Origin of the sequence: Microbacterium bovistercoris (assembly GCF_003387575.1) — a bacterium.
Taxonomy (GTDB): domain Bacteria; phylum Actinomycetota; class Actinomycetes; order Actinomycetales; family Microbacteriaceae; genus Microbacterium; species Microbacterium bovistercoris.
Genome location: NZ_QUAB01000040.1, coordinates 45490 through 68566, shown reverse-complemented (window position 1 = coordinate 68566; position 23077 = coordinate 45490). Strand labels below are relative to the sequence as shown.

Genomic DNA, 23077 nt, shown 5'->3' with positions numbered 1-23077 from the left:
GATACCGAGACGAACTGCGACCTGGTGGGCCCTGCCGCCGACCACCGCCGCCGCTGCTGCGGCGGCGGGATCGGATGCCGGGGTCACGCCGGTGCCGCGACCGCTCGCCGTCGCCCACCTCGGGCCCCCGGCACCGCGCGGCGCCCGGCGAGCGCGGCGACGACCAGCGCCAGGAGCGCACCCACCGCGGCCGCCGCGAGGTACGGCACCGGGACGAGCGCCGCCCAGGGCGCGCCCGTCTTGACCACCGAGTACGGAATCGTCGAGACCAGGGCGGCGGCACCTCCAGCCAGAACGCTCACGACCGTCGCCGCAGCGACTTCTCGCAGCAGCATCCGCTGCGTCTGCTTCGGGGTCGAACCGATCAGGCGCATCATCCCGAACTCGGCACGGCGTCTCAGCACGGCGGCGACGAGGTTGTTCACCAGGGCGACCGCCATGAAGCCGGCGAGCAGGCCGACCACCAGGTAGTTGATCGTCGCGATGAGATCGGCGTCCGGCATCGCCGATCCGGCCGCGTTCTCGATGCCCTGCATCCCGAGGGTGCCGGCGGCGACTCCGACGAACAGGGTCAGGAATGTCACGAGCGGGCGCACCCGCTCCGGCGCCGCATCGAGATTCCGCGCTGCGAGCCAGGCGGATGCCGCCGTGCCGCGCGTCGCCATGCCGGCGAGGAGGATGAGCTCCGGCGCGAAGAGGCAGGCTCCGACGGCGAGCAGGATGCACGCCGGCCCAGTGGTTGCGGTGGCCAGAAGATCCGCGGGGCCGGAGGCGAGCGTCGCCGCCGCCGTGCCGGCACCCGCGAACACGACGAGGGCAGCGAGCACGCGACGCATTCCACGCCGAGCCTGCTCACGCCCCTCTCCAGGCGCGCCCAGCACGCTGCCGCGCGCCGGGCGCCGTCCAGCCAGAATCCCGGCGACGACGGACGCCGAGATGACGACCGCCGCGCCGACGAACGGCGCGAGAACGCCGGACGCGTACGGTGTCGACGGGTCGACGACCCCACCTGCGCGGATCCCCGCCATGGCCGCGCCACCCAGGAGCACTCCCAGCGCCGCACCGGGAACGGCGGCAGCGATCGACACCAGCGCCGTCTCGAACACGATCAACCGTCGGATCTGTCCCGGCTCAGCCCCGATCAGACGCAGCCCGGTGAACTCGTCCGTGCGCCCCTCGAGGGTGACTCCGACGGTGGAGGCCATGGCGAAGACGACGATGACGACGATCCATCCACCGACGATCATCGGGAACAGCGTCAGGAACTCCGACCGCTCGCCGGCCGTGAGCCCGGTGGCGAGAAGAGCGGCCATCGCGACGACCATGGCGGTGCCGATGACGGCGATGACCCCCGTGGCCAAGGTGCTCGCGCGATGGCGCAGCACCGACCGGAATGCCAGCGCAGGCATCAGCGCGCCCCCGTCCCGACGCCGGTGGCGGCGACCTCGGCGGACTCCACGAGTTCGGCCATCGTCGCCGCCACCGTCAGCGAATCCGGGCGCTCGAGCTGCGAGACGATGCGGCCGTCGGCGAGGAACAGCACCCGGTCGCTGAACGACGCAGCGACGGGGTCGTGGGTGACCATGATGATGGTCTGTCCACGGTCGGCGAGGCGGCGGAGCAGATCGAGCACATCCTTGGCGCTGCGCAGATCGAGCGCGCCGGTCGGCTCGTCGGCGAAGACGATACGGGGATCGGTCACCAGGGCGCGCGCGATCGCCACCCGCTGTCGCTGCCCGCCGGAGAGCTGGTCCGGTCGCCGATCCGCCCGCTCGGCCAGACCGACCCGGCCGAGCAGGTCCAGCGTCCTCCGGCGATCGACCGGTCGACCGTCCAGGCGCACCGGGAGCTCGACGTTGTCGATCACGCTGAGCGCCGGCAGCAGGTTGAAGGACTGGAACACGAACCCGAGCTCACGCCGGCGCAGCCGGGCCAGCCGGGTCTCGTCGAGTTCGGCGATGGAGTGCTCCCCCAGTCGGATCTCCCCCGCGGATGCGCGCTGAAGTCCCGCCGAGCAGTTCAGCAGCGTGGTCTTCCCGGAGCCGGACGGCCCCATGATCGCCACGAACTCGCCGGTGCTGACCTCGAGGTCGACACCGCGCAGCGCCCGGACGGTGCCGCTCGAGCTCTCGTACTCATGGTGGATGCCCCGCACGCTGAGGGCGGACCGGGTGCGGTCGGGGACATGACGGACGGACATGAGACCTCCTCGATAGATAAACATTCGTTGTAAACGATTGTTTATCATAGGATGGAGAACGTGAGCAACCGCGACAAGCTGCTGAAGGCGGCGAAGGAATGTCTGCTGACCGTCGGGTACGAGCGCACCACCGTGCGCCACCTCGTCGCGGCATCCGGCGCCAACCAGGCCTCGATCAACTACCACTTCGGCTCGAAGGAGCAGCTCCTCACGACCGCCCTGCGCGATCTGAACCGCGAGTGGGGCGACGTCCTCTTCGCCGCGCTCGCGCGGCCGGCCGACGAGGCAGCGCGCCGGGACGATGTCGCCGTCTGGGGGCGCATCATCGTGTCGATCCAGGCCAACCGCGACCTCTGGGCGGTGAACTTCGAGTCGCTCTCCTCCGCCCGCGCCGACGATGAGATCCGGGGGATGATCGCCGAAGGCCAGCGCCTCGCCCGGGAGGCGCTGGCCCGCACCTTCGGCGGCGCCGACGACGCCGCCGCGGTGGGCGCGCGGTGCTACGCCGCGCTCGTCGGCCTTGCGGCGCAGTGGCTGATCGATCCGGATGCCGCGCCGAGCGCGGAGCAGATCGCCGCGGCCTCCGGAGTCGCCGCAGTCAGCCCTTGACCGCACCCCCGAGCAGGCCGGCGACGAACTGCTTCTGGAACACCAGGAACAGGATGAACAGCGGCAGCGTGGCCAGCAGCGAACCCAGCATCAGCCCGGAGTAGTCCACCCGGCTCAGGCCGATCATCGTGTTCAGCGCCACCGGGATCGTGTACTTGTCCTCGCTGTTCAGCATGAGCAGCGGCCAGATGAACGAGTTCCACTGGCTGATGAACGTGTAGATGATCAGCGCCGCGATCTGCGGGCGGGCCACCGGCAGCACGATCCGGTAGAACGTGCGCAGCTCGGATGCCCCGTCGATGCGCGCCGCCTCGATGAGGGTCGTCGGGAAGTCCAGGAACCCCTGCCGCATGAGGAAGATGCCGAACGCGTTCGCGAGGAACGGAATGATCAGCGCCTGATAGGTGTCGATCAGCCCCGCACTGGCCATCATCTGGAACAGCGGCACCAGCAGCACCTGCATCGGGATCATCATCGTCACGAGGATCACGCCGAGCAGCACGCCGCGACCGCGGAACCGGTACGTGGCCAGGCCGTATCCGGCCATGATGCTGACGATCGAGCTGAACACCGTGTAGATCACGGCGACCAGCACGCTGTTGAGCATCACCTGACCGAAGCCGATGGTCTCCTGCAGCCGGCCGAGGTTCGCCCAGAACTCCCCGCCGGGCAGCAGCGGCAGCGGCGTGACGAAGAGGTCGCTGGTCTTGTGCGTCGACGCGATGACCATCCACAGGAACGGGATCAGCGCGAGTGCGCTCGCGATGATCAGCACCAGATATACCGGGCTGCGCAGGATGATGCGCCGCGCCAGCGGCTCGCCGCGCCGACGATCCGGCATCCCGCTCCGCCGCTCACGTCCGGTCGTGATCAGCTGCGTGGTCATGGCTTCTCCCTCATGATGCGGAACTGGATCACCGCGATGATGCCGGTGAGGATGACGAGCATCCACGCCAGAGCGCTCGCATACCCGAAGTCGAACTGCTGGAAGCCGATCTTGTAGAGGTAGAGCACAGGGGTCAGGGTGGCGTTGTTCGGACCGCCGCCGGTGAGGATGAAGTTCTCGTCGAACAGCTGCAGCGCCCCGATGGTCGACGTGACGGTGGTGAAGATCAGCACCGGGCGCAGTTGGGGCACGACGACGTGCCAGAAGGTCTGCCAGCGACCGGCGCCGTCGATGCGCGCCGCCTCGTACAGTTCGGCGGGGATGGACTGCAGGCCCGCGAGGATGATGACCATGTTGTAGCCGGTCCAGCGCCAGGTGATCGACGCGATAACCGCGACGCGCGCCCACCACTCGTTGTTCAGCCAGTCGATCGGTCCCGCGCCGAACAGCGCGAGGAACTGATTGAGCATGCCGCCGTCGGTGGTCATGATCACCCGGAACACCACCGAGTACGCGACCAGCGTGGTGATCGCGGGAAGGAACGTGATCAGCCGGAAACCGGAGCGGAACCGCAGCCACGCCTGGTTCAGCAGGTACGCGAGGCCGACCGCGAGGGCGATCATGATCGGCACCTGCACCACGAGGATCAGCAGCGCGTTGCCGAGGCTCTTGATCACGAGCGGGTCGCGGAACATCCGGGCGTACTGCTCGAACCCGACGAACGTCGACACCCCGCCCGAGGTCTTGAAGAAGCTCTGCAGCAGCGACACCGCGAGCGGGTAGGCGAAGAAGATCACCAGCAGCGCGGCGGCGGGCAGGGCGAACCACATGCCCGGCCGGTGCATGCGGGCGGCGAAGCGCCGGCTGGATCGGGACGCCCGGGGGTCCGGCCCTCCGGCATCCGTCGGTGCGCCGGAGCCGCGGCGGGTCTCGCCGTGGCTCCGGGTCGTGCTGGCGACACTCATCTCAGCCGGCGATCTTCCGGCCGGTCGAGTTCGCGATCTGCGCTGCTGCGTCGTCGAGCACCTTCTTGGGGTCCTCGCCGTTCAGCACCGCGGCCGCGACCGCGTTCGAGACCGCGTCCGCGGCGACCGACTGGTCGGACGTGAACGTGATCGACGGGATCTGCGGCGTGAGGTCGGCGAAGGTCTGGAAGACCGTCTGCCCGCCGAAGTACTCGCTCGGCTGCTGGAAGTAGTCCGACTGCAGCGCCGGCAGGTAGGCGGGGAACAGCCCCTCCTCCTTCATCATGCTCGCCTGGTTGTCGTCGTCGGCGAGCACGAAGTCCATGAAGTCGGCCGCGAGCTGCGGGTTCTTCGCCTGCGTGGGGATGGCGAGGCCCGAACCGCCGTTGTTGGACGTGGGAGCGCCGCCGTCGGCGAACACCGGCAGGTCGCGCACGGCGTACTTGCCCGAGAGCTCCGGCGCCTCGCCCTCGAGCGTGCCGATCCACCAGACGGCCTCTGGCGTGACGGCCGAGTCGCCGTCCTTCGCACTGGTGACGCTGGCGTCCCAGCCCTTGGCGTTCTTGATCAGGCCCTTCTGCTGCATCTCCTGCAGCAGTGTGAGGGTCTCGACGGCCTCCGGGGTGTTGACCGTGATCTCGCCGTCGGCGTTGAACAGGCCCTGGCCCTGCTGCTGCAGCATCATCGAGAACGGGCCGCCGGCCGACAGGTCGGCCGTCAGCAGCGTCTTGCCGAGCTTCGCCTTGATCGTCTCGCCCGCGGCGACGAGGTCGTCCCAGGTCGCGACGGATGCCGGATCGACGCCGGCCTGCTCGAAGTAGTCGGTGCGGTAGAACAGCCCGACCGTGCCGGAGTCCCACGGCGCCATGCGCAGCTTGCCGTCCTCGTCGGTGCCGGTGTCCCACTTGAACGGGTCGAAGTCGGCCTTGTCGTCGCCGAACACCGGCGAGAGGTCGGTGAAGCCCTTCGGGAACTGGGTGATGTAGCTCTGGTTCTTGTCGGTCTCGAGCGTGATCATGTCGGGCAGGCCGGTCCCGGCCTGCAGGCCGACCGAGATCTTGTCGTAGGCGTTGTCGTAGCCGATGTCGACGACCTTGATCGTGACGCCCTCGTGGTCCTTCTCGTAGTCGGCGGCGAGGCGCTTGAGCGCCGTGGCCGCGACATCCCAGGACCAGATGGTGATCTCGCCGGTGGCGCCGCCGTCCTTCTCGAGCGCCTTGCCGTCGCCGGCGGGGGCGCCGCCTCCGAACGCACAGCCCGACAGGGCGATGGCCACCGTCGCCGAGACAGCTACCGCAAGCATTCCGCGTCGCTTCATCCTGACCTCCTCGTCACAAACTGGATATTGCATACAGTACACGGATGTTGACGTGGACAACACCCCTCCCCAGACGCGAAGATGCCCCTCCGGATCATCCGGAGGGGCATCTGTCGACCGCGGCTCAGTCCTCGCTGAGCATGACCGCGAGGTCGAGGAACCAGGCGGCGGACCACCCGAAGGCGGTCGTCGCCCGCTCGGCCTTGAAGCCCGTGCGCGGGTTGTAGTACTCGTGCGGGCCGCCGCCGTGCACCACCAGGCGCACGGTCTGCTCGCGCAGCGCGCGTGCGCGCTCCGGGTATCCGGACGATTCCAGCCCTTCGGCGATGAGCGCCGCGGTGTTGATCCAGATCGGCCCCCGCCACATCCGCTCCGGCGAGAAGTCCGGGTCGGACGCCGCGACCGTCGGCAGGCCCCACTCCAGACCGAAGCGCGCCGGGTCGTCGATGGCACCGTGCAGGGCGTCGCGAATGCCGTCCGGCAGCGTGCCGGTGAGCAGCGGCATGAGCCCCACCACGGTGTCGCTTTCGATGCGCTGGCCGTCGCCGAAGGCGAGGAAGCGGCCGAGGTCGTCGTCCCACATCCCGTGCAGCAGCTGCTCGGTGCGCGCGGAGCGCTCCAGGAACGGGGCGGTGTCGGCTTCCGGCTCGTAGCGGGCGAGCAACCCCGCGATCTCGCGGTCCTGCTGCACCAGGTAGGCGCCCAGGTCGGGAGCCGCAGTCGGGATCGGCCCGTCGAAGATCGGGCTGTCATCCAGACCCGACGAGTACGGATGCCCGTACTCCGGCATCCCGTCGCCGTCGAGATCCGAGCCCGCGAACCACCAGTCCTGCGAGCGGATGATCGTCGCGAGCTGGGCGCGAGCCCAGTCCGGAGCGTCCTCGGCCTCGAGCACCTTGCGCAGCGCCCAGGCCGCGAGCGGCGGCTTGGTCAGCGGCACCGGAGCGGTGGGGTCGGCGACCGCGGAGCCGGTGCGACGCAGCTTGGCGCGGTCGCCTTCGGGCAGGTCGTCGCTGGTGGCCAGCACCCCGAGCTCATGCACGACGTCGGGCAGCTGCCCGTCCGCTCTCGGGAACCGGAAGGCGATGTCGAGCTGCTCGCGGGCGAGCTCGGGGTCGCCGTGCCGCAGACCGACCGCGATGAAGTACGCGTCCCACTGCCACACGCCGACATAGCCGATCTTCGACGGCACCACCCCGCGGGCGTCGCCCAGCGAGGGCAGCGAGACGATGTTCGCCCCGAGCACCCACCAGCAGAACGCGGCCATCTGCTGCAGGTCGTCGCGGACGACCGGGCACTTCGTGAACCAGGCATCCCACTGCGCCTCGCAGGAGGCGAGTGCGGCGGCGTGGTCGCCGTCCGACGCGGTCACGGATCGGTCGGCCGCGACCTCGAGCCGGATGCCGGAGTCGAGCGGATGCTCCTCGACGCGGCCGTCCGGGAACCTGAGCCGCACGCGCGTTCCGGCCGAGCCTGCGAGGCTCAGCGCCCCCGGCCCGTCGAAGGTCAGGGACGCGACGTCACCGAAGGCGATCCGATGCGGGAGCACGTCGGTCACCGGCAGCACCGCGCCCGCCGCATCCAGCACCGCGAGCCCGTCGAGCACGCGGCAGTCGTCCAGCCACCGCTCGTACTCCGAGGTGTGCACGCGCAGCGTGCCGTCTGCGGCATCCTCATCCCGGAAGACGAGGATGCGCGACTTCGGCAGCGTGAACGGGGCGGTGACCAGGTCGAGGTGACGACCGGCGAGTTCGGCGAAGCTCATCGTCCCCCCAGTCCCGAGGCGGCCATGCTGTTGAGGATCTTGCGCTGGCCGATCACGAACACGATCAGCATCGGCACGGTCGCGATCGCGGACGCCGCCATCACGAGTCCGTAGTTGATCGAGCCGAACTGGCTCTGGAACGAGGTCAGCAGCAGCGGCACGGTGAACAGGTCCGGCGTGTTCAGCAGCACGAGCGGGAACAGGAACGCGTTCCAGACTCCGAGCGCCGTGATGATCGCGAGCGCCGCCAGACCGGGCTTGAGGTTGGGCAGCACGATGTTCCAGAAGATGCGCCAGCGTCCGGCGCCGTCCACCAGCGCGGCCTCCTCGAGCTCCTTCGGCAGGCCCAGCACGAACTGCCGCATCAGGAACACCGCGAACGGGTTCGCGATCATGCCCGGCACGATCAGCGCGAGGTGCGAGTCCACCCATCCGAACTGCGTCATGAGCAGGTAGAACGGGATCAGCGTGACCTGCGAGGGGATCATCTGCGTCGCGAGGAAGATGATGAACAGCGCCTTGCTGCCCTTGAAGCGGATGCGCGCGAACGCGTACCCGGCCATCGACGCAGTGATCAGCGTGCCGACCACGACCAGGATCGTGATGTACGCGCTGTTCAGGTAGGCCTGCCCGAACGGCACCGCGTTCCAGGCCTCGACGTAGTTCTCACTGGTCCACGGACTCGGGAAGAACGACAGCGGATCCTTCAGCAGCTGCGGCAGCGTCTTGAAGGACGTGAGCAGCATCCAGATGAACGGGAAGACCATCGACAGGCCGGCGAGGATCAGCAGGACGTGCAGCACGATGTTGCCGCTGCGGCGCCTGCCGCCGCCGGTGGGGCGCCGCCGCTGCTTCTTTCCCGGCGCGACCAGCGCGATGGTCGAGTCGGTGGCCGGCAGCATCGCGCCGTCGGTGAGGGAGGGGTTCGTGATGCTCATTCGGGGTCGTCCTCGTAGTGCACGAACTTCTTCTGCGCGCCGAACTGGATCGCGGTGATGATCAGCGTCAGGATCAGCAGGATGATGGATGCCGCGCTCGACGGGCCGAACTCGAAGCGCCCGAAGCCGAGGTCGTAGATGTGGTACACGATCGTGCGCGTGGCGTTGTCGGGGCCGCCGCCGGAGACCAGCACGTAGACGATGTCGAAGGTCTGCAGCGAGGAGATGAAGGCGATCACCGACGAGAAGAACATGATCGGCGAGAGCAGCGGCAGGCGGATGCTCCAGAAGAGACGCCAGGCGCCCGCGCCGTCGATGCGCGCGGCCTCGATGACCGAGGGCGAGATGTTCTGCAAGCCGGCCAGGAAGATGATCACGTTCAGGCCGAGCGAGGACCAGATCGCCACGATGCACACGGCGATCAGGGCGAGCTTCGGGTCTTCCAGCCAGGCGGGAGGGGCGATGCCGAACACCCGGGAGATGAACGCCGACATCACGCCGTCGGAACGGAACATCTGCTGCCAGATCATCGCGATGGCGACCGTGGAGGTCATCACCGGGGCGAAGAACAGCATCAGGTAGAGAGTGCGGGTCTTCAGCTTCTCCAGCGCCACCGCGACCATCACCGCGAGGCCGAGACCGATCGGAACGGTGATGGCGGCGATGATGAGGGTGTTCAGGATCGAGCGCCACAGCAGCTCGTCCTGGAACTGCGAGGTGAAGTTCGAGAAGCCGACCCACTCCAGGTCGGTCAGGCCGTCCCAGCGCGCGAACGCGAGCACGAGGCTCGCCGCGAACGGGACGACCACGAACAGGAACATGCCGACCAGCTGCGGGGCGACGAAGAAGTACCCCCAGCGTCGGTCGCGGCGGCGCCACGCCGCCTCCTTGCGCATCACGGGGGCGGATGCCGCAGGCGTGGCCTGCGGCATCCCCCCGTCAGTCAGTACTGCCGACATGTCACTCGGCCGAACGCTTCTTCACCAGCTCGGCGGCGTTGTCCAGTGCGGTCTGCGCATCTTCCTTGCCCTCGTAGAGCTTCTGGAACTCCTCGGCGATCGCGACCGGCAGGCCGGGCACGCGGGCCTCGGCCGCGTAGTCCTCGAAGCCGATGTCGCGCATGTCGAGGAAGGTCTGGGCGTGCGCCGGGTAGTCCTCCTCGAGCACGACGTCGTCCGCGCCCTTGATCGACGGGACGGCGTTGCCGCCGCCCTGCAGGCGGAAGGTCTGACCCTCGGCGCTCAGGTACTCGGTCCAGAAGGTGAACGCGGCGTCCTTCACCTTGGTCTTGCCGTTCATCGCGAGGAAGCTCGTCGCCACGCCGGTCGGCGCGGCCTCACCGTCGGGGGTCGGCCAGCGCACGATGTCGTAGGAGTCGTTCTTCACGTCGGCGGCCTCGAGCGAGCCGATCGTGTAGCGGCCCTGCACGAAGAAGCCGGCCTTGTGGGTGACGAACTGGCTGTCGGCGCCCGCGGTCTCGGGCATGGTGTCGGCGACGACGAACGTCTTGCTCTGGAACAGGTCGCCCAGCTGCTGCATCAGCTCGACGGTCTTGTCGTCCTTGTTCGCGGTGAACTCGCCGGCCTCGTTGTACGGGTCTTCGGCGCCCTGGGACTTCAGCCAGCTCCAGTGGGTGGCCCAGTAGTTCCAGTACATCGAGCCGATGAGGCCCGCATCGTGCAGCTTCTCGTTCATCTCGAGGAACTTGTCGGTGGTCCACTCGCCGCTCTCGGCCAGGGTGGCGGGGTCCTCGGTGACACCGGCGGCCTTCAGCGCCTCCTTGTCGTACCAGAGCACGTCGGGGTTGGAGTCGTTGGGGGCGGCGTAGTACTCGCCGTCCTTCTCGGCGGCGCCGAACAGGCCCGGGAAGAAGTCGTCGGGCTTGGTCTCGCTGGCGTCGGACTCCATCAGCTTCTTCATCGGCATGAGGCGCTTGGAGTCGACGAACTGGCCGACCATGTCGTCACCGACGTAGAAGACATCCGGCGCCGTGTTGCTGGTCAGCTGCGCGAGCAGCTTGGAGTGGTAGTCGCCGTAGCCGGCCACCGGCTGGAACTTGACGGTGATGTCGGGGTGCCGCTCCATGAATTCCTTGTTGAACTCCTTGTAGCGGGTGAGCTCGTCGGCCGAGCCCCAGGTCGACCAGACCACGGTCGCCTTGCCGTCGGCGCCGACGCTGCCGCCGCCGGAGTTGCCGCCGCTGCAGGCGGCCAGCCCCGCGCCGAGCGCGAGGATCGCACCGAGAGCGAGGGACTTCCTGATGGTTGCGCGTGAGAGAGCCACCGCTTCACCTCTTTCGTCTTTGGAAGGGTGCCGGATGGGTAGCCGGCGTTTGTGATTGCCCTCCGTATTCTGTATACAAAACGCAGTTCTTGTCAAGGCGTAAGGCTAATCTCGATCACATGACCCTCGTCGTGACCGTCCCCACCGACCGCCTCGCCGCCAACATCGGAGCCCTCCCCGACGGCGCAGAACTGCACGTCTGGGACTTCACGACGCCGCCGCCGGCACCGCGGCTCGACATCGTCGTGCCTCCGTACATGGGCTCGGCGGGGGCGCTGTCGGCCCTGCAGGGGTTGGACGTGGGGCTCGTGCAGAGCCAGTCGATCGGATACGACGGCGTCGCGGAGAGACTTCCGACCGGGATGACGTTCGCAAACGCGGCCTCCGTGCACGAGGCGTCGACCGCCGAACTCGCGGTCGCGCTGATGCTCGTCGCACAGCGGCAGTTCCCCCGGTTCGTGCGCGCGCAGGATCGGGGCGAATGGTCGCCGGTCTTCGCGGAGAGCCTGGCTGACCGGCGCGTCCTCCTGGTCGGGTTCGGCGGCGTGGGCACCGGCATCGCGCGGCGCCTGGCGCCGTTCGAGGTGGAGATGACGGCGGTCGCGCGCAGCCCGCGCGTGGAGCAGGTGGACGGGGTCGGCGAGGTCGCCGTGCACGGCATCGACGAGCTGCCCGCGCTGCTGCCGGATGCCGAGATCGTCGTGCTCTCGCTGCCGGGCGGCGACGCCACGCATCACCTGTTCGACGCCGGGATGCTGGCGCACATGGCGGACGGCGCCCTGCTCGTGAACGTCGGCCGCGGGCCGCTGATCGACCCCTCCGCGCTTCTCGCGGAGCTGCAGTCGGGGCGGCTGCGCGCCGCACTCGACGTCTTCGACCCCGAGCCGCTGCCCGCGGGGCATCCGCTCTGGTCGGCACCCGGACTGGTCGTCAGCCCGCACGTCGGCGGTGCATCCACCGCGATGAACCCCCGGATCGCGCGCCTGGTGCGCGCGCAGATCGAGCGGATGCTGGCCGGCGAGCCGCCGCTGAACGTGGTGATCCCGGGGGCTTGAGCGCAGGCCGGCGTCGACGCCCGCCGTTACGGTTGAAGGATGACGATCACCGCCGCCGCAGACGGCTCCGCCCTGGGCAATCCCGGCCCGAACGGCTGGGCCTGGTACATCGACGACGCGAACTGGGCCGCCGGCGGATCGCCGCACGGCACGAACAACCAGGGTGAGCTGCAGGCGGTGCTCGAACTGCTGCGCGCGACCGCGGGCACCGACGAGAGCCTGCTGATCCTCTGCGACAGCAAGTACGTGATCGACTCCATCACCAAGTGGATGCCGGGCTGGAAGCGTCGCGGCTGGCGCAAGGCCGACGGCGGCGCGGTGCTCAACCAGGAGCTGATGAAGGCTCTCGACGAGGCGATGTCCGGCCGCGATGTGCGCTTCGAGTGGGTCAAGGGCCACGCCGGTCACGACCTGAACGAGGCCGCGGACGAGCGCGCGAACGCCGCCGCCAAGGCGTACCAGCAGATGCAGGAGCCGCGGCGCGGGCCGGGCTTCACGATGGCGACCGGAGCAGGCGCCGCCGTCGCGGCATCCGCACCTGTCGCGGCATCCGCACCGTCGCACGAGGACCCCGCACTCCGCGAAGCGGCCGCGCCCCGCGCATCCGCCGCCGCGGCGCCCGCCGTCGCTCCGCAGCTCTGGGCCGAGGCATCCGATCTGCTCGAGGCACTCGATCTCGCACCCGTCGCCCAGGCGATCGATCTGCGCCTGCATCTCTCCGCCGACGAGCACGCCCGCCTGCGCGACCGCGCCGACGCGCAGGGCGTTTCACTCGAAGAGGCCCTGCGTCGCCTGATCTGACGCGCCCGAATCGATTCGACCCCGCCCCTGGCGGGACTGTAAGCGTTTGCAGTACCCTGGTGCTCATGACCCTCGAGCAGATCGCCGCCCCCGGCTCCGAATGGTGGCGCACCGCCGTCATCTACCAGATCTACCCCCGCTCCTTCGCGGATGCATCCGGCGACGGCATCGGCGACCTGCCCGGCATCACCAGCCGGCTCGACTCGCTCAAGGAACTCGGCGTCGACGCCATCTGGCTGAGCCCGTTCATGACCAGCCCGCAGCGTGACGCCGGCTACGACGTGGCCGACTACCGCGACGTCGACCCGCTGTTCGGCACGCTCGCCGACTTCGACGAGATGCTCGCACAGGCGCACGCCCGCGGCATCCGCGTCATCGTCGACCTCGTGCCGAACCACTCCTCCGACCAGCACGTCTGGTTCCAGGAGGCGCTGAAGGCCGCGCCGGGCAGCCCCGAGCGCGCCCGCTACATCTTCCGCGACGGCAAAGGCGAGAACGGCGAGCTTCCGCCGAACAACTGGGAGTCCGTCTTCGGCGGCGGCCAATGGACCCGCGTGACCGAGGCCGACGGCACCCCCGGTCAGTGGTACCTGCACATCTTCGACGCAACCCAGCCCGACTTCGACTGGACCAACGAGGAGGTGCGCGAGGAGTTCCGCAGCATCCTGCGCTTCTGGCTCGATCGCGGCGTCGACGGGTTCCGCGTCGACGTGGCGCACGGCATGATCAAGAAGGACGGCCTGCCCGACTACACCCCGCCGGCGGATGCCGACTCGATGGGCGGCGGCGAGGACGACGTGCCGTACTGGGGCCAGCCCGGTGTGCACGACATCTACCGGGACTGGCACCAGGTGATGGCCGAGTACGACGGCGACCGCGCGCTGTGCGGCGAGGCCTGGCTGCCCACCCTCCAGCAGACCTCGCTCTGGGTGCGTCCCGACGAGATGCACCAGACGTTCAACTTCCCGTACCTGATGACGCCGTGGGACGCCGAGCGGCTGCGCGGCGTGATCCGCGAGTCGCTCGACGAGTTCGGCGGAGTCGGCGCGCCGAGCACCTGGGTGCTCTCGAACCACGATGTGGTGCGGCACGCCTCCCGCCTGGCTCTGACCGCCGACAACCCGCAGGGTGAGGGCATCGGACCGAAGTCGGCCGGCAAGCCCGACGCGGTGATCGGCCTGTCGCGCGCACGCGCGGCGACCACCCTCATGCTGTCGCTGCCCGGCTCGGCGTACCTGTACCAGGGCGAGGAGCTCGGCCTGCCCGAGGCCATGGAGATCCCGGACGAGTTCCGCCAGGACCCCACCTGGTTCCGCACGAACGGCGAGCGCTACGGCCGCGACGGATGCCGCGTGCCGCTGCCCTGGTCGGCGGATGCGCCGGCCTACGGCTTCAACGACACCGGGGACTCCTGGCTGCCGCAGCCCGACGAGTGGGCGCGCTACGCGCGCGACGTCGAGGAGGGCGACGCCGACTCGACCCTCAACCTGTACAAGCGGCTGATCGTGCTGCGTCGCGAGCACGCTCTCGGCTCGGGCTCGCTGGTCTGGGAGGATGCAGCGGATGACACGGTGGCGTTCCGCCGCGGCGACATCCACGTGGTCGCGAACCTCGGCACCGAGCCGGTGGAGCTCGGCGGCGACGTGACCTTCCTGGTGCAGAGCGAGCCGTTCACCGGCACCGCTCTGCCCCCGAACACCGCCGCCTGGTTCACCAAGGCCTGACCAGCCAGAACCTCCCCCATCCTCCGCTCCGGTCGCGTGCTTTGCTAGTGCAGACGGGTTCGCACTGGCCAAGTGCGCGACCGGAGCCGAGGGAAATCCGATGAAGGATCTGCGATGACGAGTATCGACGAGGTCGCCAAGCTGGCGGGCGTCTCCACAGCGACGGTCTCGCGCGCGCTCAGCGGGCGCGGGCACGTGTCCGCCGCCGCCCGCGAGCGGGTGCAGGAGGCCGCCGACCAGCTCGGCTATGTCGTCTCGTCGCGCGCCTCCAGCCTGGCATCCGGCCGCACGCGAAACATCGGCGTGATCGTGCCGTACCTCGACCGCTGGTTCTTCGCGACCGTACTCTCGGGGGTCTCGTCCGCCCTGATGAAGCAGGGTTACGACATCACGCTGTACAACATCACGGCGGATGCCGCGGTGCGGCGCGAGGTGTTCCACACCGCACTGCGGCGCCAGCGCGTGGACGCCGTGATCGCCGTGTCGATCGAGCTCGACGACGACGAGTCGGCGCAGCTGCTCGCGCTCGGCCTGCCCGTGATCGCCATCGGCGGGCCGAATCCGCAGCTGAACACGCTCACCGTCGACGACACCGCCATGGCGCGGCTCGCGACCGAGCACCTGCTGGGCCTCGGCCACCGCGACATCGCGCACATCGGCGCGAACCCCGAATTCGACCTCGACTTCCACGTGCCCAGTCAGCGCCGTCTCGGCTTCGAGCAGGCGCTGGAGGATGCCGGGGTTCCGGTCAACCACGCGTTTCTCGAGCCCGCGGACTTCACAGTGGACGGCGGCTTCCGCGCGGCGAAGCAGCTGCTCGGACGGCCCGGTCCCCGTCCGACCGCGATCTTCGCGGCATCCGACGAGATGGCGATCGGCGCGATCCTCGCCGCACGCGACCTGGGCTTCCGCGTTCCTGAAGACCTCTCTGTGATCGGCATCGACGGCCACGAGCTGGGCGAGTTCTTCCAGCTCACGACGGTCGACCAGTTCCCGCTCGGCCAGGGTGAGCGGGCGGCGGGCACCGTGCTCGCCCGCCTCGAGGACGAAGGCTCGCAGACGCCGCAGACGGCGCTGCCCTACGAGCTCATCGTGCGCGGCACGACGGCGCTGCTGCATCCGCGCACCTCGTCGTCCCGTCGCTGACCCGACCTTCACTCACTTCCGGTCTCAACGGATGCGGGTCCGCGCCAGCGACACCCGCAACCAGTGAGACCGGAACGGAAGGAAGCACCCGGCTCAGAGCACGGGCTTCTTGTCGCCGCGGCGGATCAGGAGCAGGTGCACGACCAGCGACATCACCAGGAACACCGACGCCAGCGGGATGAGCATGTCCGCGGGCAGGCCGGCGGCGAGCGCCGCGCCGCCTGCCGCGCTGCCGATCGCCGAGCCGAGCATCATGCCGCTGGTGTTCAGCGCGACGACCAGGGCGACCGAGTCCGGCGCCATCATCGCGAGCCGGGACTGCAGCGAGACGCCCGAACCGCCGTTGAACGTCGCCGTGCCGAAGAACCACACCAGGATCGAGACGATGCCCCAGACTCCGGGCAGCGCCAGACCTGCGGTGCCGAGCAGCATGAACCCGATCAGCGCGATGATGATGGTCGTGATCACGCGGTCGGGTCCGTTGCGGTCGATCTCCCGCCCCGCGAACATGTTGCCGAAGAAACTGAAGACGCCGTAGCCGAACAGCACACCGACCATCGCCAGCCCCAGCCCGGTGCGCGGGCCGATGATCAGCGCCGCGTAGGTGAAGCACAGGTAGCTGGCCCCCATCAGGCCGACGGGCACCAGCAGCGCCGTCAGGATCGGTCCGCGGGTGAGCGGCCGCAACGTCTCGCGCAGCGGCAGCGCCGGGAGGCGCAGCGTGGGGACGAACGCCAGGATGCCGAGCAGCGCGACCGTGCCGATGCCGGCGACGATGAACAGCGGGATGCGCCAGTCCTGCTCTCCGAGGAGCAGGCCGACGGGCACACCGAGCGCCGTCGCGGCGAGGAAGCCGCCCATCACGACCGACAGCGCCCACCCCCGGCGTTCCGGCGGGGTGATCGCGATGACGTAGGCGGCGACGACCGCGCTCAGCAGCGCCCCGCCGACCGCCGAGATCACCCGACCGGACATCGCCCACGCGTAGGTGGGCGCGAGCCCGACGATCAGGTTGCCGACCACGAACACGGCGAGCGAGATCGCGATGGTGGCCTTGCGCTCGAACCGTCCGGTGAGGGCGCCGAGCACGGGACCGACGATCGCGCTGGTCAGTGCGAACACGCTCATCAGCTGGCCCGCCGCGGCCTCCGGCACGTGCAGATCGCCGGCGATCTGCGGCAGCAGCCCGGTCAGGACATAGCCGTCGATCCCCATCGCGAAGTTCGCCAGGAACAGCCAGAGCAGGGCGCCGATGCCCGCGGCGCGCCCGGCGCTGCGATTAAGTGAGTGCACCTGACAATCCAACCAGCAACCGGCGGCATTCGATTCCCTCCGCGACGCCCGATCGGGCCGAGGGCCCTCAGCGCACCGTGAAGCCCGCCCGCAGCAGCACGTCCTCGCGGGACGACGGACCCACCAGCAGCTCGAAGTCACCGGGCTCCACGACCCTGTGCCCGCGGGCGTCGACGATCGAGCAGGCGGCCACGGGCAGCTCGATGCGCACGCGCTGCGACTCACCCGCCGCCAACTCCACCTGACGGTAGGTCTTCAGCTCCTTGTCGGTCCAGCTGACGCTGGTGACCTCGTCGCGCACGTACACCTGCACCGTCTCGAGCACCGGCCGCGTGCCGGTGTTGGCGACCGTCACGTCGGCGACGATCGTGTCGTCGGCACCGACCGACGACGAGACCAGGCCGAGCGCCGAGTACTCCACGGTCGTGTACGACAGTCCCTCGCCGAACGCCCAGGCCGGCGCCTGTGTCAGGTCCGCGTAGCGGTGGCCGTGCTGCCCGCGGATCTGGTTGTAGTAGGTCGGCTGCTGGCCGACATGCCTCGCGAACGAGATCGGCAGGCGCCCCGACGGCTCGATCGCCCCCGAGATCAGCTCCGCGACCGCGCGGCCGCCGTGCATCCCGGGATTTGCCGCCCAGACCACCGCGGCCGCCTGCGCAGCGGATGGCGGCAGCACGAGCGGCTTCGAGGCGAGCAGCACGATTACGACCGGCTTGCCCGTGGCGATCATCGCGTCGAGCAGCGCGTTCTGTCCTCCGACGAGTTCCAGCGTGGCCGTCGAGCGACCCTCGCCGACCAACTCGATACGGTCGCCGACCACGGCGACGATCACGTCGGCCGCATCCGCCGCCCGGACGGCCTCGGCGATCAGGTGCTGGTCCGGGGCGACCGGCACCACCACCGGCGGGCGCGGCTGCCCGTCGGGGAAGGTCGCGCCGAGCGGATCGTCCTCGAGGGTGAGGATGTCGGCGCCCTGCGCGTACCGCACGGCAAAGCCGTCGACCTCGCGGAGACCGTCGAGCACGGTCGTGATCATCTCGCGCGGCTGCCCGTCGAGCCATCCGGCCTGGCCGGATCCGCCGGCCCAGTCGCCGAGCTGGTTCTGCGCGTCGTCGGCGAGCGGGCCGACCACGGCGATGCGGATCGGGTCTGCCGCCGCGAGACCACCGAATGCACCGAGCGGAAGCAGCCCGTCGTTCTCGAGCAGCACCAGCGAGCGCCGCGCCACCTCGAGGTTCAGATCACTGTGCGCGCCGCTGCCGACGACGGCATCCAGATCATCGGAGGGCAGCCGCGGATCCTCGAACAGTCCGAGATCGAACTTCAGGGTGAGGATGCGCGCGACGGCCGCGTCGAAGGCGTCCTCCTCCAGCATCCCCTTCTGCACCGCCTCGAGCGCGCCCTCGAAGAAGTGCGGCGTGGTCATGGCCATGTCATTGCCGGCCTTCACGGCCGCCGCGGCGGCGTGCGCGTAGTCGGGCTGCACACGCTGCTCCCACACCATGCGGCCGACGTTGTCCCAGTCGGTGACCAGGGTGCCGGTGTAGCCCCACTCGCCGCGCAGCACGTCGTTCAGCAGCCAGTCGTTGACCGTGATCGGCACGCCGTCGGTGGTCTGGTAGCCGAGCATGAACGTGCGGCAGCCCTCGCGCGCGACGCGCTCGAAAGGCGGCAGGAACCAGGAGCGCAGCTTGCGCTGCGAGATGTCGGCCTCGCTGGCATCCCGTCCGCCCTGCGTCTCGGAGTAGCCGGCGAAATGCTTCGCCGTCGCGAGGATCGCGGTCCTGTCGTCGAGACCGGCCCCCTGGTAGCCGCGCACCATGGCGCTGGCGAGCTCGCCGATGAGGAACGGATCCTCGCCGAACGTCTCGTCCACCCGCCCCCAGCGCAGATCGCGGGCGATGCACAGCACCGGCGAGAAGGTCCAGTGGATGCCGGTCGCGGCGACCTCCTCTGCTGTCGCGCGCGCGACCCGCTCCAGCAGCGAGGCATCCCAGGATGCCGCCATGCCGAGCTGGGTCGGATAGATCGTCGCGCCCGGCCAGAACGAGTGCCCGTGGATGCAGTCCTCCGCCACCAGCAGCGGGATGCGCAGCCGTGTCTGCTCGGTCAGCTCACGGGCCCGCAGGATACGCTCCGGCGACGTGTGCAGGATCGATCCTGCGTGCCGGGCGTGCACGGCGTCCGCGAGGTCCTCGCGTGCGTCGAGCTGCAGCATCTGCCCGACCTTCTCTTCGAGGGTCATCCGCGCGAGCAGGTCGGCGACCCGCTCCGCGGTGGTCAGCGATGCATCGCGGTAGGGCAGGATGTCGGTCTGGATGGTCATCACTTCACGTTCTCTTCGGTCTTGCCTGAGGTCGGGGGCGCCGGCCGCACGGCGGTGACGGGGTCGTTCACGTCGAGGCCCTTCTTCTTCATCGCCCTGGCGCGCTCGCCCGCCGACCGCAGCCGCGGGTTCACGTACTCGTCGATGCCGAAGTTGATCAGGGCGAGGGCGACGCCGATCGCTGCGATGCACAGGCCGGGCGGCAGGTACCACCACCACTGGTTCTGGCGGAACGCGCCCTGCGCCGAGGCCCAGTTCAGGATCGTGCCCCAGTTGTAGGTGGTCACCGGGATCACGCCGATGTACGAGAGCGTGGTCAGGGCGAGGATGGCCGCCGTCACCGTGCCGACGAAGCTCGCGGCGATGAGCGCCATGAGGTTCGGCAGCATCTCGATCGTGATGATGCGGCGCAGCGGCTCGCCGTTGGCGCGCGCGGCCTGGATGAAGTCGCGGTTGCGCAGCGACATCGTCTGCGCGCGCAGCACGCGGGCTCCCCATGCCCAGCCGGTGATGCCGAGCACGGCGGCGACGATCCACAGCGGCGGGTCCTCGAACATCGAGGTGACGATGATGATCAGGGGCAGGCCCGGGATCACCAGGAACACGTTGGTCAGGGCGGAGAGCGACTCGCTGCGCCAACCAGACATGTACCCGGCGATCACGCCCACGGTGATGGCGATCACGGTGGCGATGATCGCGGCAAGGAAGCCCACCACGATCACTCCGCGCGTGCCGTGGATCACCTGGCTGAGCACGTCCTCGCCGATGTGCGTGGTGCCGAGCCAGTGCTCGGCCGACGGCGGCTGGAACCGTGCGGTGTTGTCGACGCCGGTCGGCGAGTAGGGGGCGAGCACGTCGGCGAAGATCGCGATCAGCACGAAGAACGCGAGGATGGCCAGCCCGGTGAGCGACTTGCCGTTCCGGAACATCGCGAACGCCGATGCGAGCCGGGCCCCGAAGCCCTTGCCACGGGGCTCCCCGGCGGGTTTCGCGGTGCGCAGGGTCAGCGTGGAGTTGTCAGCGGTCATGTCAGGCCTCCGTCTGACGCGTGCGCGGGTCGAGGAACGCGTAGGCGAGATCGGCGAGGATGTTCGCGACCAGCACCGACAGCGTGATCACCAGGAACACGCCCTGCATGAGCGCGTAGTCCTTGGCGTTGGTGGCATCCAGCAGCAGCTTTCCGACGCCCGGGTAGCTGAACACCATCTCCATGACGATCGTGCCGCCCACGATGAAGCCGATCGACAGCGCGAAGCTCTGGATCTGCGGCAGCACCGCGTTGCGGGCCGCGTACCGCCACAGCACCCGCTGGTTCGGCATGCCCTTGGCCTGAGCGACCATGATGTAGTCCTCGTCGAGCACGGTGAGCATCATGTTGCGCATCCCCAGCATCCATCCGCCGAGCGAGGCGATCACGATCGTCAGCGCCGGCAGCGTGCCGTGGTGGATCACCTGCCCGATGAACTCCGGCGTCCACTCCGGGCTCATCCCGACGCCGTAGGCCTTGCCGATCGGGAACCACTTCAGGTTGACCGAGAAGAGCGCGATCGCGAGCAGCCCGAGCCAGAAGTACGGGATGGTACTGAGGAAGGTGGTGAGCGGGATCAGTCCGTCGAGCCGGCTGCCGCGCCGCCATCCGACGATCGCGCCGCCGATCGTGCCGATCGCGAACGACACGATGGTCGCGAAGCCGACCAGGCCGATCGTCCACGGCAGCGCCTGACTGATCACCTCGCTCACCGGTCGCATGCCGTGCAGCAGCGAGACCCCGAGGTCGCCGCGCAGCAGCAGGCCCCAGTAGTCGAAGTACTGCTGCAGCAGGGTCTTGTCGGTGTCGAGTCCGAGCAGGGCGCGCAGCGCGTCGGCGGCCTCGGGTGAGACGTTGCGGTTGCGGGCGAGGTACTGGTCGACGGCATCCCCGCGCATCATGCGCGGCAGGAAGAAGTTGATCGTGATCGCCGCCCACAGCGTGAACAGGTAGAACGCGGCGCGGCTGGCGAGGAACCGCCACGGCACGCGGGCGCGCCCCTTCGCCACGGTGGTGGCGGTGGTGCCCGCCGCGACGGCGCCGGCGGTCTCGAGTGGCGGTGCCTGCGGTTCGACGGCGGTCATCGCGCACCTCCGGATGCTGCGGCGAAGTGCTTCTCGGGATCGGGCGATGCCGCCCTCAGCTGTCGCGTGTAGGGATCCTGCGGATCGAGGATGACGTCGTCGGCCGGGCCCTGCTCGACGATGCGCCCCTGATTGAGCACGATGATCTCGTCGCTGAAGTGCCGGGCTGTGGCGAGATCGTGGGTGATGTACAGCACGCCGAGTCCCTCCTCGCGCTGCAGGTCGGCGAGCAGGTTCAGCACGCCGAGGCGGATCGACACGTCGAGCATCGACACCGGCTCGTCGGCGACGAGCAGGCGGGGGCGGGATGCCAGGGCGCGTGCGATCGCGACGCGCTGCCTCTGCCCGCCGGAGAGCTCGTGCGGGCGCCGGTCGATCACCGCGTCGGGGCTCAGCCGCACCCGTTCGAGCAGCCGGCGCACCTCGCGCTCCGTCTCGGCCTTCGGCACGACGTCGTCGAGACGCAGCGGCCTCTCGATGTGGTACCGGATCGAGTGATAGGGGTTGAGCGATGCGAACGGGTCCTGGAAGACCATCCGCAGCTGCTGCCGGTAGGTGCGCAGGCCCTTGCCGCGGCGCGGAACGGGGGCGCCGTCCAGCCGCACCTCGCCGCTGGTGGGCGTCTCCAGCTGGGTGAGGATCTTCGCGATCGTGGACTTGCCGCTGCCGGACTGACCGACGAGCCCGATCGTGCGGCCGGACTCCAGGGTGAAGGTCACGTCGTCGAGCGCCTTGATGCGCCCGGCGCCGCGGACGTTGTAGATCTTGGTGACGTGATCGAACTCGAGGATGCTCATCGGGCGACCACTCCTCTCTCGCCGGTCAGCCGCGGGAAGGACTCCAGCAGAGTGCGGGTGTAGTCGTGCTGGGGATCGTTCCAGATGCGCTCGGCCGTCTGCAGCTCGACGATCTCGCCCTCGCGCATGATCGCGATGCGGTCGCTGATCTCCAGCAGCAGCGGCAGATCGTGGGTGATGAAGATCACCGAGAAGCCGAACTCGTGACGCAGCGCCGAGATCTGCCGCAGGATCTCGCGCTGCACCAGCACGTCGAGAGCGGTGGTCGGCTCGTCCATCACCATCAGCTGCGGGCGCAGCGCCAGGGCCATCGCGATCATCACGCGCTGGCGCATGCCACCGGACAGCTCGTGCGGGAAGGAGCGGACGCGGTCGCGCCCCACCTTCACGATCTCGAGCAGCTCGCCGACCTCGGCCCGGCGCTCCTGCGCGCTCATGCCGGGGCGGTGCACCTCGAAGACGTCCTCCAGCTGCGAGCCGATCGTCGCCACCGGGTTGAGCGCGTTCATGGCGCCCTGGAACACCATCGAGACGCGGTCCCAGCGGAAGCGCCGCATCTGTTCGGCATCCATCGCCCCCACGTCGATGTCCTCGCCTGAGGCGTCGTGGAAGATCACGCTGCCGCCGGTGATGATCGCGGGCGCCTTCAGCAGCCGTTGCACGCCGTAGGCGAGCGTGGTCTTGCCGCTGCCGCTCTCCCCGGCGAGACCGAGGATCTCGCCGCGGCGCAGTTCGAGGGTGACGTCCTTGACCGCGACGACGGGCGGGTCGACGTCGTACACGACCGAGAAGTCGCGCACGCTGAGGAGGGGGTCAGTCATGGGGATTCCTTGCTCCCGCGGATCGTTGAGCGAGCGAC

Annotated in this window: 20 protein-coding genes; 5 read left to right on the top strand and 15 right to left on the bottom strand. The window is 69.4% G+C overall.

The genetic code is table 11. The features are described 5' to 3' along the window. Positions 1-83: 83 nt before the first annotated feature. Entirely contained in the window at positions 84-1409 is a 1326-nt protein-coding gene (locus tag DY023_RS08970; RefSeq protein WP_116241992.1) for an FtsX-like permease family protein, read from the bottom strand. Continuing rightward, positions 1409-2200, bottom strand: coding sequence for an ABC transporter ATP-binding protein (locus DY023_RS08965; RefSeq protein WP_116241991.1), 792 nt, complete (start codon positions 2198-2200; stop codon positions 1409-1411). The genes DY023_RS08970 and DY023_RS08965 overlap by 1 nt, the downstream gene beginning before the upstream one ends. Before the next feature lie 60 nt (positions 2201-2260). Here DY023_RS08965 and DY023_RS08960 point away from each other — a divergent pair, with 60 nt between their 5' ends. Continuing rightward, positions 2261-2809: a TetR/AcrR family transcriptional regulator gene (locus DY023_RS08960; protein WP_116242022.1), complete on the top strand. Its 549-nt coding sequence runs from the start codon at positions 2261-2263 to the stop codon at positions 2807-2809. Here DY023_RS08960 and DY023_RS08955 read toward each other — a convergent pair. From DY023_RS08955 to DY023_RS08925, 7 genes are all read right to left on the bottom strand, one after another. Further along, complete coding sequence (locus DY023_RS08955) at positions 2799-3695, bottom strand: carbohydrate ABC transporter permease (protein ID WP_116241990.1); 897 nt, start codon at positions 3693-3695, stop codon at positions 2799-2801. The two genes, DY023_RS08960 and DY023_RS08955, sit on opposite strands and share 11 nt — an antisense overlap. Further along, positions 3692-4660: a carbohydrate ABC transporter permease gene (locus DY023_RS08950; protein ID WP_245958641.1), complete on the bottom strand. Its 969-nt coding sequence runs from the start codon at positions 4658-4660 to the stop codon at positions 3692-3694. Before DY023_RS08950 ends, DY023_RS08955 begins: the two co-directional genes overlap by 4 nt. A gap of 1 nt (position 4661) precedes the next feature. Beyond that, the gene (locus DY023_RS08945) at positions 4662-5978 is read right to left on the bottom strand and encodes an ABC transporter substrate-binding protein (RefSeq protein ID WP_116241989.1); all 1317 of its coding nucleotides are present in this window, start codon (positions 5976-5978) and stop codon (positions 4662-4664) included. Positions 5979-6102: 124 nt separating this feature from the next. Continuing rightward, complete coding sequence (locus DY023_RS08940; protein WP_116241988.1) at positions 6103-7743, bottom strand: amylo-alpha-1,6-glucosidase; 1641 nt, start codon at positions 7741-7743, stop codon at positions 6103-6105. Further along, positions 7740-8681, bottom strand: a complete 942-nt coding sequence (locus DY023_RS08935; protein ID WP_116241987.1) for a carbohydrate ABC transporter permease — start codon at positions 8679-8681, stop codon at positions 7740-7742. Before DY023_RS08935 ends, DY023_RS08940 begins: the two co-directional genes overlap by 4 nt. Next, entirely contained in the window at positions 8678-9640 is a 963-nt protein-coding gene (locus DY023_RS08930; protein WP_116241986.1) for a carbohydrate ABC transporter permease, read from the bottom strand. Before DY023_RS08930 ends, DY023_RS08935 begins: the two co-directional genes overlap by 4 nt. Before the next feature lies 1 nt (position 9641). After that, positions 9642-10964 (bottom strand): ABC transporter substrate-binding protein, encoded by a 1323-nt coding sequence (locus DY023_RS08925; protein WP_220347267.1) that lies wholly within the window; start codon positions 10962-10964, stop codon positions 9642-9644. 119 nt (positions 10965-11083) lie between these two features. Here DY023_RS08925 and DY023_RS08920 point away from each other — a divergent pair, with 119 nt between their 5' ends. The 4 genes from DY023_RS08920 (at position 11084) to DY023_RS08905 (ending at position 15690) form a co-directional block, all read left to right on the top strand. Continuing rightward, positions 11084-12019, top strand: coding sequence for a 2-hydroxyacid dehydrogenase (locus tag DY023_RS08920; protein WP_116241985.1), 936 nt, complete (start codon positions 11084-11086; stop codon positions 12017-12019). A 39-nt stretch (positions 12020-12058) separates the two neighbouring features. Beyond that, positions 12059-12820, top strand: a complete 762-nt coding sequence (locus tag DY023_RS18425) for a ribonuclease H family protein (RefSeq protein ID WP_116241984.1) — start codon at positions 12059-12061, stop codon at positions 12818-12820. Positions 12821-12885: 65 nt separating this feature from the next. Continuing rightward, positions 12886-14544: a glycoside hydrolase family 13 protein gene (locus tag DY023_RS08910; RefSeq protein ID WP_116241983.1), complete on the top strand. Its 1659-nt coding sequence runs from the start codon at positions 12886-12888 to the stop codon at positions 14542-14544. A 114-nt stretch (positions 14545-14658) separates the two neighbouring features. Then, complete coding sequence (locus DY023_RS08905; protein ID WP_116241982.1) at positions 14659-15690, top strand: LacI family DNA-binding transcriptional regulator; 1032 nt, start codon at positions 14659-14661, stop codon at positions 15688-15690. 93 nt (positions 15691-15783) lie between these two features. Here the strand turns inward: DY023_RS08905 and DY023_RS08900 are convergent, their stop codons facing one another. The 6 genes from DY023_RS08900 to DY023_RS08875 form a co-directional block, all read right to left on the bottom strand. Beyond that, a complete protein-coding gene (locus DY023_RS08900) occupies positions 15784-16983 on the bottom strand; it encodes an MFS transporter (RefSeq protein ID WP_245958640.1) in 1200 nt (399 codons plus the stop codon). Between the two features lie 67 nt (positions 16984-17050). Next, on the bottom strand, positions 17051-19309 hold the full coding sequence (locus tag DY023_RS08895) for an exo-beta-d-1,3/1,6-glucosidase (protein ID WP_116241981.1): 2259 nt from the start codon (positions 19307-19309) through the stop codon (positions 17051-17053). Next, positions 19309-20337 carry an ABC transporter permease gene (locus DY023_RS08890; protein ID WP_116241980.1) on the bottom strand — a complete coding sequence of 343 codons (1029 nt, stop codon included), beginning with the start codon at positions 20335-20337 and terminating at the stop codon, positions 19309-19311. Before DY023_RS08890 ends, DY023_RS08895 begins: the two co-directional genes overlap by 1 nt. A 1-nt stretch (position 20338) precedes the next feature. Further along, a complete protein-coding gene (locus tag DY023_RS08885) occupies positions 20339-21421 on the bottom strand; it encodes an ABC transporter permease (protein ID WP_116241979.1) in 1083 nt (360 codons plus the stop codon). Continuing rightward, positions 21418-22218, bottom strand: coding sequence for an ABC transporter ATP-binding protein (locus DY023_RS08880; protein WP_116241978.1), 801 nt, complete (start codon positions 22216-22218; stop codon positions 21418-21420). The genes DY023_RS08885 and DY023_RS08880 overlap by 4 nt, the downstream gene beginning before the upstream one ends. Then, on the bottom strand, positions 22215-23039 hold the full coding sequence (locus DY023_RS08875) for an ABC transporter ATP-binding protein (RefSeq protein WP_116241977.1): 825 nt from the start codon (positions 23037-23039) through the stop codon (positions 22215-22217). The genes DY023_RS08880 and DY023_RS08875 overlap by 4 nt, the downstream gene beginning before the upstream one ends. Between the last annotated feature and the right edge of the window lie 38 nt (positions 23040-23077).